Source organism: Tanticharoenia sakaeratensis NBRC 103193, from assembly GCF_000963885.1.
In the GTDB taxonomy this organism is placed as follows: Bacteria; Pseudomonadota; Alphaproteobacteria; order Acetobacterales; family Acetobacteraceae; genus Tanticharoenia; species Tanticharoenia sakaeratensis.
On sequence record NZ_BALE01000015.1, the window covers coordinates 46,933 to 63,838 of the forward strand.

A 16,906-nucleotide genomic window follows, 5' to 3' on the forward strand; every position below is an offset into this window, starting at 1 on the left:
CAAGTCAGATGGTACTGGAAAAACAGGCTTCTCCTGACGGGAATGGCCGGCGCCTGGTCGAAGCCTGGTCAGCTGGGCAGGGTGCGAAGCCCGAGCATCACCGGTTTTCTGATCGGCGCTGGTCCTGCGCCGGAGTCAGGACGCGCAGTCATCGCACAAGTGCGCAAGGCCTATGGTCAGGGATGCCGAACGTAGGCAGCCTAGATGGTCAGCGACCTCACTGGTGTCCGTTTGCTTTTGAAGCCGAAGAAGACCATTGGCCGTGCCCATGCCCGATCGCATCTCGGCTAAGAGGGCGCTTTAGGATGGCACTTGCCACGTGCAAGAGACGATCCAGGGACATGGACCCGGAAATTTCCGGCGCTATCCAGCAAGGGCCAGCGATCGGCGCTTTTTTGCCGCGATATGTGGACGACGCTTTCGCGGGCGGAAGCGCTGTCGAGTGGACGCTCCTGTCGCTTCCGGCTGACCCTTCCTCGTTCCGCAGATCATCCCCAACGGCATCCCGACCGGGGATCCGGGACGTGATTTTGAAAGCGGTGCGAAAGACTTGCGCCATGGCGGGAGGACGGGCATGCACTATGGGCCGGTCGTTCCACGGCCCTCTATCATCGTCCGCCAGACCGGCCGCAATGTCTGCGTGCCGGTTTCCAATCAGGTAGCCTATGACTGTCACGGCCGATCTTCCGTCTGCGTCCGCCGGTTCGGACGCGACGCCAGGCAATTCCCGCCCGCGCACCGCGCTGTTCACGATCTGCTCCAACAATTACCTGCCGGGTGCCCGCGTCCTGCTGGAGTCCGTCCGGGCCCGGCACCCCGACATGGCGCTGTTTGTCTGCCTGGCGGACCGTCCCGATCCGATGCCGGGCCTTTATGATGGCCCATTCGAGATCATCCCGGCCGATGCCCTGGGTATCCCGGCATTCGAGAGCTTCGCGTTCTCCTATGACATCATGGAGTTCAATACGGCACTCAAGCCGTTCATGTTCGGTCATCTCATGACCGCGCTGGGCTTCGAGCGCGTTCTCTACTTCGACCCCGACATCCTGCTTCTCGCCCCGCTCGAGCCCGTCCTCGAAGCCTTCGACACGGGCGCCTCGTTCGTGCTGACCCCGCATCTGCGGCAGCCTGCCGAGGGCGATGCCGATCCTGACGACGTCGCGATCATGCGCGCCGGCGTGTACAATCTCGGCTTCCTCGGCGTCTCGGCGCGAACGGAAAGCCTGCCGCTGATCTACTGGTGGCAGCGCCGGCTCTATCGGCACTGCATCAATGCCCAGGACAAGGGCATCTTCGTCGATCAGAAGTTCATGGACCTCATCCCGGGGTTCGCGCCGAACGCGCGTATTCTTCATCATCCGGGCCTCAATCTGGCCTACTGGAATCTCGGGCAGGCCCGGCTTGAGAAGTCCGCGGACGGATGGTTTGCAAACGACCTGCCGCTGATCTTCTTCCATTTCAGCGGCTACGACCCCCGCCGTCCCCATGTGCTGAGCAAGCACAGCCGCAATTTCCGCGGGACTCACAGCGGCCCGCTCGCGGAGCTGCTCGATCATTATGCGCGACTGCTGAAAGCGCACGGTCACGGCCAGATACCGGGCGGGGCCTATGCATATGGCCGGTTCGCATCCGACGTGCCGATCCCGCCGCTCGTGCGGCAGATGTTCCGTGAGACGGCCCCCGACTGGCCGACCGACCCGTTCCGGACGTTCGAGGCCCATCTGCATCGGGCCGCGCCCGGCGCCAATCGCGACCGGCCATCGCTCGTCTTCACCAACTTCCAGGCATTCCTGCACCAGCACTTCCCGAACCAGCGCCTGTTCCGGGACCCGCGCCGGCTGGAGGACGTGCTTGGGCTCACGCTGTGGTATCTGCGCCACTTCTCCCACGAGCAGGGGATCGACCCGCGCCTGATCGAACCGGTGGCACGTCGCCTGGGCGAACGCGTGCCCCAGATCCGGCCCGTGCCGGAGCCTGCCGCACGACCGGACGTCACGGTCGTCGGCTATCTCCGCACGGTCAGCGGGGTCGGCATGGTCGCGCGCCATACGCTCTCGACGCTGGTCAACAGTCCGTTGCAGGTTGAAGGCGCGGATGTGGCGTTCGGCGTCGTGTCGGATCGATCCGAACACGGGCACGATGCCTATCTGGTCGAGCCGATCCGGGGGCGGATCCAGCTGTTCGCCAACATCAATGCCGACCAGCTGCCGCTGGTGCTGGCCGATCTGGCGCCCCGACTTGTGTCCGGCTACCGGATCAGCATGCCGGCCTGGGAGCTGGAAGAGTTTCCCGAAGCATGGCTCGGTGCGTTCGATCAGGTGGACGAAATCTGGGCCCAGAGCCGATGGATCCAGCGCATGCTGGCCGGGCGCGTCGACCGCCCGGTGGTGCACATGCCTGTGGCGCTCACGCTCGAAGCCCCCGATACGACCGGCATTCGCGAACGGTTCGGTCTGCCCGCGGATTCGTTCCTGTTCTACAACTCGTTCGACTTCCTTTCCTTCATCGAACGCAAGAATCCCGAAGGCGTGATTGCGGCCTTCCAAGCGGCCAGGCGTGCCATGCCGGAGCGCCGGATGACGCTGGTCATCAAGACATTGAACGGCGCGCAGGTGTCCGGGAAGCAGGCGGCATTGCGAGCGCTGATCGAGGCCGACCCGGACATCGTCATGATCGATCGTGTCCTCAGCCGGGCGGATACGCTCGGCCTGATGGCGGCCTGCGACTGTCTGGTCTCGCTGCATCGCTGCGAGGGGCTTGGGTTGCTGGTGGCCGAGGGGATGGCGCTGGGCAAACCTGTGATCGCAACGGATTACGCAGCCACGACCGACCTTCTGACCAGCAGGACAGGATATCCGGTTTCCTTCACCATGATCCCGGTTGGCGAGAACGAGTATCCCATGGCGCAGGGCCAGCGCTGGGCAGACCCTGACGTCGTTCACGCGGCGTGGCAGATGCAGGAAGTTCTCCGAAACCCGGCGGACGCTGCCGAACGTGCCGCTGCCGCCAGGCGCTTCATCGATGAACATCACAGCGAACGCGCCGTCCGGGAGCGTCAGCTCGCCCGGTTCACAGCGCTTGGTCTTCTGTCGTGACCCAGGAGCCCATCCCGCAAGGAGAGACGCTCATGAACAAGCCGTCTGACAACACGCCCCCCGTCTTCATCTCCTACAGCCGCAATTTCGAGGACGTGCTTCTCAACCGCCTGTTTCGCGACCAGCCGGACGGGTTCTACGTCGATGTCGGCGCCGCCGATCCGAAGATGGAGAACGACTGCCGCGCCCTTTACGAGCGCGGCTGGCACGGGATCAACATCGAGCCCAATCCGGCTCTGGCAAGTCTCTATGCGGAGCAGCGTCCGCGCGACGTGACGCTCGAGGTCGCGGTCGATGCGGAAGAGGGGCGGCAGCCTTACTTCGTCGTGGAAGGAACGGGCCTGTCGACCCTGGACAAGGCCGAGGCCGAGCGTTGCCGCGTCGACGGCTGGACCGTTCGCGAAATCACGATCCCGACCCGGACGCTGGCGGGGATCCTGGCCAACCACGCTCCGGCCAGGATCGACGTCCTGAAGATCGACGTCGAGGGGTGGGAAGAGCCGGTCCTGCGCAGCAACGACTGGGCGCAGTATACCCCCCGCGTGATCCTGCTCGAATGCACGCTGCCCGAGCGGCCCGAACGTCGGGAGACCGGCATCGAGGCCTATCTGGCTGGTCACGGCTATCGCCGCGTCTGGTTCGACGGGCTCAATGACTTCTACCTGCATGCCGATTCCGGCCTAAGCGCGGATGCTTTCCAGGTCCCGGTCAATGTGTTCGACAATTTCGAGAGCTATCAGCTCGAGGAACTCCGGCAGCACGCCGCAAACCTCGATCACTCCCTGAAGGTCGCATCGACGTTCGCCGAGGACGAGCGGCACATGATCGCCCGCAAGGACGACGAACTCTCCACGCTGCATGAGCAGCTGGCCGCCGCGACCCGGCGGATCGCGGACATCGGCGCCGGGCATCAGGACGCGCTGCGGGCAATTGCCGATCTGGATGCGCGCTATCACGGCGTGCTCGCCGAAAACCATCACCTCACCACGCGCACGATGACGCTCGAGGCGGTCCGCAACGAAGCACTCCTGCAGGCCGACACCATCCGGAGCCTGCGCACGAGCCTGGCCGCAACACAGGCCCGCTGCGATCTCTATGCGGCAGAAATCGAGGCGGCGCACGGCGAGCGCGAGGAGATCATCCGCCTGCGTGAACAATGCAGCATGCCGGCAATCCCACTGGACAGCAGCCTGGATCTGACGGCCACCCACGAACTCGAACGCGCCCGTCACGCGACCGTGCTGGCCGGCCTGCAGGGCGAAATCATCGCGCTTCAGAGCGCGCTTGTGGACGTCACGGCCGAGCGCGACGAAGCGAAGGGATGGTGGGATGCGATCCGCCAGTCGACATCATGGCGCGTGACCCGTCCATTCCGCGTGGCGGGACGCGTCGCACTCAAGACACTGGGTCGCGGCAGATAGAATGAAGGGACGCGTTGCCGCCGTCGCCCCTCGTCTGGCGATGGCATTTCTTTCCGCGTGCGTGGGTCTCTTCTACTTGTGGGCGTGGTCGGTTTCTCCCGAGCGCCCGGTCGCACCGGTCCTGACGAGCGGCTGGTGGCACAACTACGACCAGACACACTACATGCGCTCGGCGCTGGCCTTCGCGCATGGTGACCTTGCTCCGGCCAGTCACTGGTATCTGCCGCTCTATCCCCTGCTGGCTGCGCCGTTTGTCTGGCTCGGTATCGCCGATCCGTTCCTGCCGCTCAATCTGGGCTGCCTGATCGCATCGGTGGTTCTGACGGCGGCACTGTGCAGCCGCCTGGCGCCGGATCTCCGGGGCGCGGGCCTGATCGGTGCGGTCTGCTTCGCGCTGTGCGAACTGGTGCCGCCTCCGATCCGCGCCGTCTGGGTCACGCCCTGGACCAGCACGCTTGCCACGCCGCTGACGCTGGCAGCGCTTCTCGCATTTCTGTCATGGCTCCAGAGGCCGCGTGCGCTTGCCGCATTCGGATGCGGGTTCTTCGGAGCACTGGTCGGAAGCGGGCGACCGATCGATGGCGCGCTGATCCTGGCTGCCTTGGGGCTCGGCGCGCTGGTCGCGACCGGGCTCCGGCGGATCGACAGACGCACCTGCGTGCGCTCGATCCTGACGTATGGCGGCGGTGTCATCGTGGGTGCCCTGCCGGTATTCGGCCTTTATCTCGCAATCTGGGGTCTTCATGAGAGCCCCTATGTTCAGAGCTCGGCACAGATCGGGTTCGCAGCACGGCTGATCCCCCTGCATTGGGTGGAACTGATGATTTCGCCCAAGCCCGCATTGCCGGTCGGGCAGGGCATGATCGCGACGCTGCCGTTCGTCCTCACCGGGCTGCTCGGTCTTGCGAGCGCGATCGTGACTGGCCGCCATCTGCGCGACATGGTCATGGGCGGCACGATCCTGGGCTCGACGCTGCTGTATCTCAGCTATCGCGATCTGCATGCGCCCGGGCTGTGGGACTATCACAACATCCACTATTTCAAGTGGGCGTTTGGCCTGCTTGGGTTCTACAGCCTGTTCCTGATCAGGGATGTCGTGCGTCGTCCGGCCGCGCTCCTTTGGCTGGTCCCGCTTGCTGCGCTGCTCACGTGCTGGCGGGCAACGCCCGAGCCGCTTGTCACGACGGGCCGTGTCACCGGCCCCGCCGCAGTGGCGCTCGATGTCGCACCCATGGGAGTGATGGATGCCATCGCCGTGCCCGCCGACGGCCGGATCGACCAGTTCTACTTCGGTGCCCATCATCTCACGATCGGATCGCACCTCGTCGCGCCCATTGCCGACTTCAAGGCCTTTGCAATCCCGGGCGGCGTGATGCTCCAGCCGCTGCGGCCCTGGCCGGCCGGGCGTCTCGACATCGGTTTCGAAGACGGCATTCACGTGCGCGGCGCACCGTGGCGCGGTCGCATCATCCTTCTGCCGGCGCTGCCCTGCTGGGGAACGGACTGGCCGCGTGCCTGCATCGAGCACACGATGCTGCCACCGCCGGCCATTCCGGCCGGGATCGCGATTTCTCCAGCCGCCCCGACCGCGGACGGCATGGCGGCCAGCGGCTGGTTCGATCCGGAAGGCAACGGGAGATGGACACGCGGCAACGTGGCCGTGCTGCGCTTCCGTCCGGCCGTCCGCCCCCGGGGCGACATCGTCGTGCGTCTCGATACAAGTGCGATCGCGGCAGGCACGCCGTCGCCTGTTCGTTTCAGCCTGGAGGATGACCGGCGTGCTCTCGGGCACTGGCAGTATCCGGATGGCAAGCCCCACGAACTCGTGCTGCATGTGCCTCATGGCGACATTCCCCCCGACGGGACGATCAATCTCTTCATCGACGTCAGCAACCCCACACCGCCGCACGACATCTTCCCCGGCTCGGATGATGTGCGCCCCTTGGGCATCTTCGTCCGCTCGGTTGCCTGGGACGACGTGCATCGCCCGGAGTGACCACAGCAGGCACCGTCCGCCAGCATACGGACGATGCCTCAAATCCAGTATTCTGCCTCGGAAAGGCGAAGTTTCCTCGTCGGCATCATCCCGGTCGGTCAGGTTAGCGTCTTCCGACACAGGTCGGCCGGCGCGGCGGGCGAGGGTGTTGCGTTTGATGTATATCCCGGCACAGGCTGTGTTCGTCAGGGGATGTCAGGCAGAGTGGGCCTGTCACCGCCCCATGGATATATGCCCGGCGTTGCCACATCCGGCGAGCAGCCTAATCTTCCCATCCCGAAGCGTCATGCCGGAGCGCCATGAGACGTCACAAAGCAGTCCTTCTTGCCGCGGGCGGTAGTCAGCGCCTTGGACAACCCAAGCAGGAACTCACGATAAACGGCGAGCCGCTGATCCGGCATATGGCGCGCCTGCTGCTCGACACGTCCCCGAAGCGTCTGTTCGTGGTCGTCAACGTCCCGGTCATCGCGCGCCATCTGGATGGGCTGGACGTCGAGATTGTTCATAACCCGAACTGGCGGCAAGGGCTGTCGACTTCCGTGCAGGCTGCGGCACGCGCGCTGCGACGCAACGCCGCACCGGTTCTATTCGCGGCGGTCGATCAATGCCGTCTCGATCCCGCCCATCTTCAGGCCCTTCTCGCGAAGGCATCCGATACGCGCGATGTCGTCACGCGGTATAACCGCGAAGCGTTCGGCATCCCGGCCGTCGTGACAGCCGCGACAGTGCGCCATGCCGAGCGTCTCGAAGGAGACCGGGGCTTCGGCCAGATATGGAAATCAAAGGTCGAGGACATCGTTTTAGTCGATGCGCCGCATATGGGCTTCGATCTGGACACGCCCGCCGAACTGGCTACCGCGATCAGGAACCGTTGGATCGATGCCCCGTCCGCGACGCCGGCGCGCGTCATCAAGCATGCCAAAACCCGCCAGACGCTGATGGACGCAGCGCATACGCTGTTCGTCCGGCACGGCTATGACGAGACGTCGTTCGACGACATCGCCAAGGCGGCTGAAACGTCCCGGCGGACGGTCTTTCGTTATTTCGACAGCAAGTCCGACATCGCTTTGGCATGGATGACCGATGTCGGGGAAACCCTTGGGGCTGCCATCCGGGACGCACCGGCCGGCCTTTCAACGGCTGGTCTTCTCGAACACGGCTTTGCGCGCTTCGCAAGTGACGACCGGCCACGCATCAGCTTGGGAACGATCGCGCGGGCAGGGGCGGGCGACGTGAAGGATCTATCTCTGGCGGGGTTTGCCCGCTGGGAGACGATAGTGGCCGATGCGCTGGCGGGCCGCGGCATCGTTGCACCTGTCCTGACGGCTCGTATCGGAATCGCGTTGCTGCGAACCGCGCTCGACCTGTGCAACGCGGACCCGAACGCCCGTTTCGAGAACGTTGTGACGGATCTTTTGCGTCAGGCCCGTGCCAACCTCACGAATTCGTGAGGTTGGCACGGAATGTAAAAACACAAACTATAATTATGAATATTATCAATGACTTAATCATTTCGAACGATGCCGTTTCAGCTCCATAAAACTGGATGGCATGCTGGACAATTCATTCTGGGACCGTCAGGGAACACAAACGAACGACCGGGAGTCGTTCGCTTCCGGGCCCTGACGAAAGAGTTTCAATGTACCCTGCCAAACGGATGGCTGTCTTTGTCGGTGCGACGGTGCTTGCGAGCATCGTATCCCCAGCAGCCATGGCGCAGACGACGGCCCTGACGCCCGTTCCGGCCCGACAGGCCACGACGGCCAGAAACCCTGCCTCAAAATCGTCCGACAACACGATTCAGGCCGCCAGGGGTGAGCACATCACGGTTAATCGTCGCATGGCGACCGGCACCAACGCCCAGTACAACCATACGACGGCGTCGCTTGGTCCGCTGGGCAACCGTTCGATCCTGGATACGCCGTTTTCCATCATGACGGTGACGCAGGACATCATTGCGAACCAGCAGGCTCGAAACGTCAACGATCTCGCGGCTTACATGCCGTCCGTGCAGCTCGAGATCCGCGGTGACCCCAACACCAGCCGCCCGCAGTCTCGCGGCTTCGAGGCCGACGTGGTGTCCAATTCGCGGATGGATGGCCTGAACATGGTCATCACCACGCCGTATGCCGCGGAACAGTTCGACAGCCTTCAGGTTCTGAACGGTCTGGCAGGCGCCCTGTATGGGCCGCAGAACCCGGCGGGGACATTCGACTATTCGCTCAAGCGCCCGACGGACCGGATGACCGAGCGACTGACGGTCGGCGTCGATTCGATTGGCGCGCCGCTGGAAAGCGGAGATTTTTCCGGTCGCGTGGGCCGGAACGGCTGGTTCGGCTATCGTCTGAACCTGCTGAACCAGCAAGGCATGAGTTATGTCGAGGGCTCGCACATCCGCCGCAATCTGGTCAGTGGCGACTTCGATATTCACCTGTCGCCCAACACGGTTATCCAGATCGATGCAAGCCAGTACAGCTATGCCGAACGCGGATTTGCCGGACAGTTCTCCTATGGTCCCACAATCCAGCTTCCGAATGCGCCGGATCTGTCGAACCGGGGATACGGACAGTCGCAGGGCGGCTACAATGCTGAAACGAACACGGCGCTGGCCAAGATCATCCATCACTTCAACGATGACTGGAGCCTGACGCTCGGCGGCCTGTATCAGAACGCCTATCGCGATGTGTTCACGGTCGCCAACCAACTGACCGACAACCGGGGAGATTATAACCAGACGATCTCCGCAGCGGCCACTGCCAAGAACTTCAAGGTCGGCAGCAATCTCGCCTATCTGAACGGGCGTTTCTACACCGGACCGCTCAAGCACGAGATTGAGCTGGGCTCCAACGGTTACACGATGGGGAACTACAACCCGACACTGGGTCAGTCATTCAGCCTCGGCAAGGCGAACATCAACGATCCGAAGGTCGTCTCCAGTCCGCAGCCCTACTTCTCGGGAAACTACAAGTCGGCGGACACCACGAACCAGTCCTTGCTGGCCGGCGATACCATCTCGCTCGGGAAGCACTGGTCGATCATGGGCACGCTCGCCTGGAGCTGGCTCAGCACCAACAACTACAACACCAGGAACGTGAAGACCTCGAGCTACAGCCGCAACGCGGCCTTCAGCCCGATGACGAGCCTGATCTACAAGCCCGCTGCCAATCAGAGTGCGTATTTCACCTGGGGACGTGCGCTCGAGGCTGGTCCGACGGCGCCGGCCGGCGCGGCCAATGTCAACGAGGTCCTGGCTCCGCTCCGGTCCGAGGAATACGAGGTCGGCTACAAATACCTCGTCTCCAAGAGGCTGCAGCTCAATGTCGCGGCGTTCCGGATGACGCGGCCATACGGATACACCGATCCGACGACCAACGTGTTCGGCACGTTCGGCAACCAGCGCAACTATGGTGTCGAGTTTCAGGCAGCTGGCAGCGTCACGCGCGACCTGAGCGTCTTCGGCGGCATGACCTGGATGGATGCCCAGTTGGGCAGCACCGGGGTTGCCAGCACGTCGCATAAGGAAGTCGTTGGCGTTCCGCCTGTTCAGGCGAACGTAATCGTCGACTATCGTCTGCCGTTCCTGCGCGGCGCTGCCGTCAACGCGAACGTTCATTATACCGGGCGCCGCGCGGCGAATGTGACCAACACGACATTCGCCGGGTCCTATGTCACGCTCGACCTCGGCACCCGTTACGCGACACGTGTCTATGATGAACCGATCGTCTTCCGGTTCGGCGTCAACAACGTCACCAACCAGAGCTATTGGGCGTCGGTCTATCCCTCCAGCATCAACGGTGGCGGCAGTGCGACCAATGCTGCCGTTGCGGGCCTGCCGCGCATCTACCACTTCACGATCGAACTGGATTTCTGATTTGGGCGGCATGATGCCGCCTTATGCCGCAAGCCTCGGCCGGGTCCATCCCGGTCGACCAGCCCAAGGCACGATGTAGAACAGCGTCGTCCGGAAGCATCAACATTGAAGACTTTTATGTCGGATGCGAAAACTCGACCCACGATCAAGAACAAGTCCGGCTTCTTCAGACCGAAGTCGATTTGCAGCGTCGTTCAGTGGCGTGCGTGCCGAACACAAAAAGCATCCATAGAGCCGACGCGCGGCAAGACGTAAGGTAGTCCGCAGGCTGCCAGGCTGCCAGGCTGCGACGATCGGCGATTGCCACGAAGCAGATGCAACAGCTCAGCGCGTAGGCTAGCCCAAGGCAGCTATGACATCAGGCACCCGCCGCGTCGGATACTCCCCCCAGGTGCCGGTTTTCTGCGGGCAGATGGATGCGCAAAGCAGCCGAGACCGGAGCCGGATCCGGGCGAACGCTGCCTCGAGCAGTTCGAGTGCCTGCCGGCAGATCGTCCACGGCATTTTCTTTGAACTTGCACAGGCTCCGGATGAGCGCCATTCCGGCCCGGGCCGACGACATGTTCGGGCTGGACGATATTCAGTCGTTCGCCGAAGCTCCTCGGCCCGACAAACGAAAAGGGGCGGCTCCATGGAGCCGCCCCTCGATAGTGGGTCTGGATTGCAGTCGATCAGAGGCTGCCGACAACACCAAACTGGAACGAGCGCATGATCACGCCCTGCTGCGACCAGGACGAGTTGTAGAGGTAGCCGCCGTATGTGCCGTAGTCATACGGTGCCCGGAAGCCGAGCAGGTTGTAGACGTTGGCATACACGGACCAGCGCTTGGTCACGTTGTAGTTGACGGTCAGGTCGACGTCCCAGAAGCCCTTGGTGTGGCAACGGTAGGGAACGAAGTTGTTGCCTGCGAGAACGTTGGCGCATCCCGAGGTCGAGCTGCCCGTCTGCGCATCGTCAGCAACGTTGCGATAGCCGCTCGTGTAATAGACCGTCGGTGTGACCGACAGCTTCTTGTAGATGAACGTGTTGGACCAGTTGGCGCGCCACTTCGGCGTTCCCGAGCCCGAAACGGCTTCGTACGGACCAAGCGTTCCAGCATACCGGTTCACAGTGCCGTCCGGGAGGACGAGGTTGAACCGATGCACGAACGTCGCATTGCCCTGGCTGATCCAGCGCACGTCATGCAGTGCGCCGGGGAGCCTGGTATTGGCCTGGATCGAGAAATCGGCGCCGTCGGTATAGATCTTGTTGGCGTTGATGTAGCCGACATTGACGATACCGGGTGCAGGGGCACCGTTCGGGTTCTGCGTGTCGACCGGGTTCGGCGTGATCGTGACCGTGCCCGGGACTGCGCGTGCGGCAGCGCTTGCTCCGCCTGTGGCATAGGCTGCCGCCCAGTCATTGGCCCAGTCCTGATAGCCGGTCGAATCCGACGTGATGTAGTGATTCTTGCGAATATAGTAGTAGTCAGCCGAAATCGTCAGCCAACGAGTCGGTGTGAAGACCGGCCCAGCGTTGAAGTTGGTCGAGATTTCCGGCTTCAGGTTCGGATTTCCAACCGTGTTGATGCCGAGATAATAGTTCTGGGCATACGCGTCTGGCGCGCCACCGACCTGATGCTGGGCAAGCCATGCAGCATTCGTGACCTGGAATGGCGTATAACCGACGTTGCTGCCACCGGTCTCTGCGAAGCTCGGAACGCGGAAACCTCGCGAGAACGTCCCGCGCAGCGTCAGTTCCTTCATGGGCTTGAACTGCACGCCGACCTTCGGCGAGAAGTGCGAGAAGCCTTCCGAATAATGATCGTAGCGGCCGGACACGTCCGCGTTCAGCATCTTTACGATCGGCACGTTGAGTTCGAAGAAGCCGGATTCGACCCAACGATGGCCATGTGCGTTGACCGGGTTGATGCTGTAATACTGCTCAGCCGGGTCAGCCAGGTTTGCCGGGTTGGCGCTCGGATCATTCAGGTATTCGTAACGGATGTTACCACCGATGGCGAGGCGAACCATGCCGCCGGGCAGCTTGAACAGTCCCTTGTTGATCGTTGCCTCGCCCGAGTATTCCTTGGTCAAGGCATGGATCTTGTTGGCAGGCGCAATGTAGTCAAGAACCGACTGCGGCGTCGCGGACGGATCATAGAAATTGTATGCGCCGGTGCTGATGGCGTTCTGGAGATGGCTGATATACGGATAGCCGGTGTTCGTCTGGTCCAGAGTCGAGTTCATGCCGACGAAGTTGACGTCGTAGTTCCAGTCACCGCCCCAGTTCGAGTTGAGGAAGCCCGAATAACGAGCCGACCCGCGGAAGTTCTGGCTGTACTCGGTGGTATGCCTGACGATGTTCGGCATGTCGCCGTAGACGGTCGACTGCAGGCCCTGCGCGGCATAGGGATTGCTGGGGTTCAGCTGACCATTGGCAAGAAGAACCGGCTCGTAGGTCTGCAGCGTGGACGCACCAAGGCTCTGCGTGTAGGCGCGGGCCGGTGAGGGGCCGTCGGCAGCAAGATCGGTCAGCGTCTGGGAATAATTGAACATCGTGACCAGCTGAGACTGATCGTTGACGTTCACGGTGCCGTGGATCGTCGCGTTGATACGACGAAGCGACGGCGCCACCTGCGCATAACGCTGGCTGTTCTGCGTGCAGGCCTGGGTCTGGCCGTTGTCGCCGGAATACACGGAACCGGTCACGACACTGCCGAGCGAGCCGCAGCCGGCCTGCTGGTTGATCAGGCGGGCAGGGCCTGTCGGCACGCCATTGACGACAGCACGTGCGCTGGGCACGGGAGTCTGGTTGAAGTTGGCAATCGAACCGCCTTCAAGAACGTTGGTGTTCCCGTTCGTTCCGCCGAGCCCCGTGAGATCGCCGTTGTTATAAGGCGCCTGAAGCTGGCGATACCACACCGGATCGTCCTGCTGGTATTCGGAGTTGACGTAGACGTTGTAACCGTCGCGGTCGAGATCACCGAAACCGTAGGTCGCGTAAAGCTTCTGGTGTCCTGCGTCGCCACGCTGGCTCAGGCCGCCTTCGGCGTTACCTTCGAAGCCCTTGATTTCCTTGCGCGTCGTGTAGTTGATCACGCCCGCGACGGCGTCGGCGCCGTATGTGGCCGATCCGCCGTCCTGCAGGACGTCCACCGACTGCATGATCGAGGACGGCATCCAGTTCGTGTCGACGTAGTTGCGCTCGCCGTCGTCAGCCAGCGGGTAGTAGGACAGACGCTGGCCGTCCATGAGGACGAGCGTCGAGTCCGTGCTGAGGCCGCGGAGCGATGGCGCGGAAGAACCTGCCGCGAAACCGCCGCCGGCCGACCAGGAGTTGGTCAGGTTGCCCGCGCCGTTGGACGACAGCGACTGCAGGGCATCGGTGACGTTATGAATGCCGCGCTGCTGCAACTCGCTCGCGGTCATGCGCACGATCGGCGAGGCGCTCTGGATATTCGGATCCCGGAACAGCGATCCCGTGACCACGATGCTTTCATGCTGCGGCGTCGGTGCTGCAACGGACGCATTCAGCGTCCGGCGATCCTGGGCCGTGATCGGCGCGGACGGCGTCGTGGAGGTTGCCGCCGGTGCGGGCACCGCGCTGGCGGCAGCCGGACGCACGACCTGCTTCACGGGCCGCTTGCGCGCGTGATGGGCCTTGGCATGAGTGGTCGCAGGGGAGGCGACGCTGGGAGAAGTAGCGGTCTGAGCAGAAGCAGACGCAACGCCTGCCACGAGCCAGCCTGCCGCAAGGCTGGTCGACAGCAGGATCCTTTTGCGAAACCGCAATGAATGGCCCATCGAGATTTCCTTCGATGCTGATGTGCAACGGAAACAGCGCGGGCGGCGACGCCCCGTGCTTCAAATGTGATGTTCAGTTACACGCAATGGTCCAACCGCATCTGCCGTTCGGTATTTGCTCGATAAAACGACCGCCGTTGTGCGTCCTGTACTGCCGCATATTCAGATCCGGACCGATCCGGATACACGAGCCGCGTGACGTCAGGATTCAAATCTGCCCGGAGATTTTTCCTGGACGTTCCAGCACTTTTACGAATGCGTGGCACTGCCGCGCATTACAGCGAAGTCGGTTTGATCGATGCAGTCGTTCCTTGAGCAGGGCATTGGACATTGTCGTCACTGCGATCATCGGTCGCACATGGCAGGCTCGGGGATCAATACGGTTTATTACATAAAAGAGAGCAATTGCAACCTATGTTGCAGAAGTGTCACGTTCGTTGCAAACGATGTATGACTTTATGTTTCCAGTATCAAATGACTTTGGGTCGGGTCCGAGTCGAGCAACAGAACGTAATGAAGGGCTCGTATTGCGAATGTGATCAAGACTCGACGAAACGATAGTGTGACCAGGGGCGAGCGTTCTGATAACCTCAGGTTCAGGACACCTTGCGACCGGTATACGAATGAAAGACGCCCAGCGATGTCTGTTGCCTGACATCGGAGAAACCAACTCTTTTCAGGGACGATATGATTTCAGCAGGCGGCACGCATGTTGCAATTGTATCCCAATAGTAACGCATCAGGGTGCCGCTGTCCTTGCTTGCCGCGACACCTGACAGCAGGGGCACGACCCGTCCGAGATAAAACCTGAGCACGGTGCGCGCGAGGCTGTAACGCGCTTGCCCGATCTCGAGGATCATCACGCGGCCGCCCGGCTTCAGAACGTCGCGAAATGCTTCGAAAGCCCGGTCCAGATCGCCGACATGTCGCAGGGCATAGCCCATGCTCAGGAAATCGACGCTCTCATCCGCGAACGGAAGCTGTTGCGCATCGGCAAGGACCAGGGCGATGGGCAGAGTTCGTCGGCACTGCGCGAGCATGCCGGCACTCATGTCGAGACCCGTCACATGAGCCGGACCCGCAATGGCGGCGGCCTCGCGCGCCAGAAGCCCCGTGCCTGTCGCGATATCGAGCACGCGATCCCCTGCCTTCAGACCGGCCTGCCGCAACATCCAGCGTCGATACCAGCGGCCTGTTCCCAGCGAGAAGATTGCATTGATGCGGTCGTAATGACGGGCCGTGCGGTCGAAGATTGCCCGAACGAATGCGGGTCGTTTTTCCATCTTGTCGTAATAGGCGGCGAGAAGCGGATGCGGCGGATGCGGTTCTTTTTCGGACATCGGTTCTGGGCTTCTCCGGCAGGGCGTATGGCTCTTATCGCAACAGGCCTATAAGGCACAGCCGCAACGCGAAGCGAGAGGCGCGCAGCAGTGATGGCGATGAATGCGCACTACGCCGTGGTTATTCCGTCCTATAATTCCGGGGCCCTGCTGGTCCCGACGGTCCTGGGGGCGCTGGCCTTCTGGCCGGACGTGTTTGTCGTCATCGACGGCAGCACGGACGGCAGCGAGAGCGGGCTTGCCGATTTCAAGGCCGACCACGCGGGTCTGCGCGTCGTGCGGTGTCGGCGCAATGCGGGCAAGGGGAGGGCGGTCCGGACCGGGGCCGAACAGGCGAGCCGGGCCGGATTTACGCATATTCTCACGATGGACGCCGATGGGCAGCATCCTGCCGGCCATATCATGCGGCTGATTGAAGCGTCGCAACGGCAACCGGATGCGATGATACTGGGCAAGCCCATCTTCGGGCCGGAAGCGCCTCGCCTGCGCGTGTGGGGACGGCTGGGCTCCAATTCGTGCGCGTGGATCGAATCAGGCGGCGCTGTTGCCGACTCACTCTTCGGCTTTCGGATCTATCCAGTGGCCTCGCTTCTTGCCGTCCTGCGCAAAAGCCTCTTCATGCGGGGATTCGATTTCGATCCGGAAGTGGCGGTGCGCTTGTGCTGGGCGGGTGTTCCGGCCGTCAATCTGGCCGTCCCCGTCCGATATCTCTCACGCGGCGAAGGCGGGATCTCCCATTTCCGCTATGGGCGGGACAATCTGCGCCTGACATTCATGCATTTGCGCCTCGGTCTCTGCTGGCTTCTGCGTTGCGCGCACGAAACGTTGCGACAGACTGCGCGAAGGACGCGTGGTCGAAATCGCGGATCACGATACGGCGGATCGGATACTCCGTAAGCATCAGCACGGCTGCGGCCGCCAGAGCGCCGCCATTCATCGGCCATCGCCACGCGCCTGCGGGCCCGGTGACCAGCAGGACGACAGGCGCCAGAAGGCTGGCCGCGAAGAGCCCGCACCAGATCCCTGTCAGCCAGCGTGTGTAACGGGCGACATCCGGACGCAGCGCGCCATGCACGCGGCGGGCGAGGGATGACACAAGCGGCTCCGCTCCCGGCCTCAGCGTGGCCGAGAATGCAATGAGCGGCGCTCCGAGCGCTGCCGCATAGATCAGAACAGCGTCCGCGATCCGGGCTTCCTGCGGCCAGCGCAGCACCGCCGGCGCCAGCAGGACTTCGAGGACGCAGCACAGGACCAATCGTCCCGTCACGAGAGCCAGTCCGAGCGCCTGAATGGCCAGGATGCTCGCTGCCGTGAGAGGCCGGACCGGCAGGAGATGGCTCAGGAGGACGCTTGCGATCAGCAGGGCACTCCCCGTCGTCGCTCGCTTTGCGTCGGGTC

The 16,906-nt window shown here is 62.8% G+C and carries 8 protein-coding genes; 6 read left to right on the top strand and 2 right to left on the bottom strand.

What is annotated here, in order from left to right:
- The first annotated feature begins 665 nt into the window (after positions 1-665).
- From B8446_RS06780 to B8446_RS06800, 5 genes are all read left to right on the top strand, one after another.
- Positions 666-3,095: a glycosyltransferase gene (locus B8446_RS06780; RefSeq protein WP_048848575.1), complete on the top strand. Its 2,430-nt coding sequence runs from the start codon at positions 666-668 to the stop codon at positions 3,093-3,095.
- A gap of 32 nt (positions 3,096-3,127) precedes the next feature.
- Positions 3,128-4,516: an FkbM family methyltransferase gene (locus tag B8446_RS06785; protein ID WP_048848577.1), complete on the top strand. Its 1,389-nt coding sequence runs from the start codon at positions 3,128-3,130 to the stop codon at positions 4,514-4,516.
- A 1-nt stretch (position 4,517) separates the two neighbouring features.
- Entirely contained in the window at positions 4,518-6,512 is a 1,995-nt protein-coding gene (locus tag B8446_RS06790) for a hypothetical protein (protein WP_048848579.1), read from the top strand.
- Between the two features lie 299 nt (positions 6,513-6,811).
- Entirely contained in the window at positions 6,812-7,963 is a 1,152-nt protein-coding gene (locus tag B8446_RS06795; protein WP_084712142.1) for an NTP transferase domain-containing protein, read from the top strand.
- 206 nt (positions 7,964-8,169) lie between these two features.
- The gene (locus tag B8446_RS06800) at positions 8,170-10,383 is read left to right on the top strand and encodes a TonB-dependent receptor (RefSeq protein ID WP_048848584.1); all 2,214 of its coding nucleotides are present in this window, start codon (positions 8,170-8,172) and stop codon (positions 10,381-10,383) included.
- Between the two features lie 671 nt (positions 10,384-11,054).
- On the opposite strand, the gene B8446_RS06805 is transcribed toward B8446_RS06800, so the two are convergent.
- Both B8446_RS06805 and B8446_RS06810 read right to left on the bottom strand, forming a co-directional pair.
- Positions 11,055-14,168 carry a TonB-dependent receptor plug domain-containing protein gene (locus tag B8446_RS06805; protein ID WP_048848586.1) on the bottom strand — a complete coding sequence of 1,038 codons (3,114 nt, stop codon included), beginning with the start codon at positions 14,166-14,168 and terminating at the stop codon, positions 11,055-11,057.
- 596 nt (positions 14,169-14,764) lie between these two features.
- Positions 14,765-15,508, bottom strand: coding sequence for a class I SAM-dependent methyltransferase (locus B8446_RS06810; RefSeq protein WP_048848588.1), 744 nt, complete (start codon positions 15,506-15,508; stop codon positions 14,765-14,767).
- A gap of 93 nt (positions 15,509-15,601) precedes the next feature.
- On the opposite strand from B8446_RS06810, the gene B8446_RS06815 reads away from it, so the two are divergent.
- Positions 15,602-16,405, top strand: a complete 804-nt coding sequence (locus tag B8446_RS06815; RefSeq protein WP_048848590.1) for a glycosyltransferase family 2 protein — start codon at positions 15,602-15,604, stop codon at positions 16,403-16,405.
- The last annotated feature ends 501 nt before the right edge of the window (positions 16,406-16,906 follow it).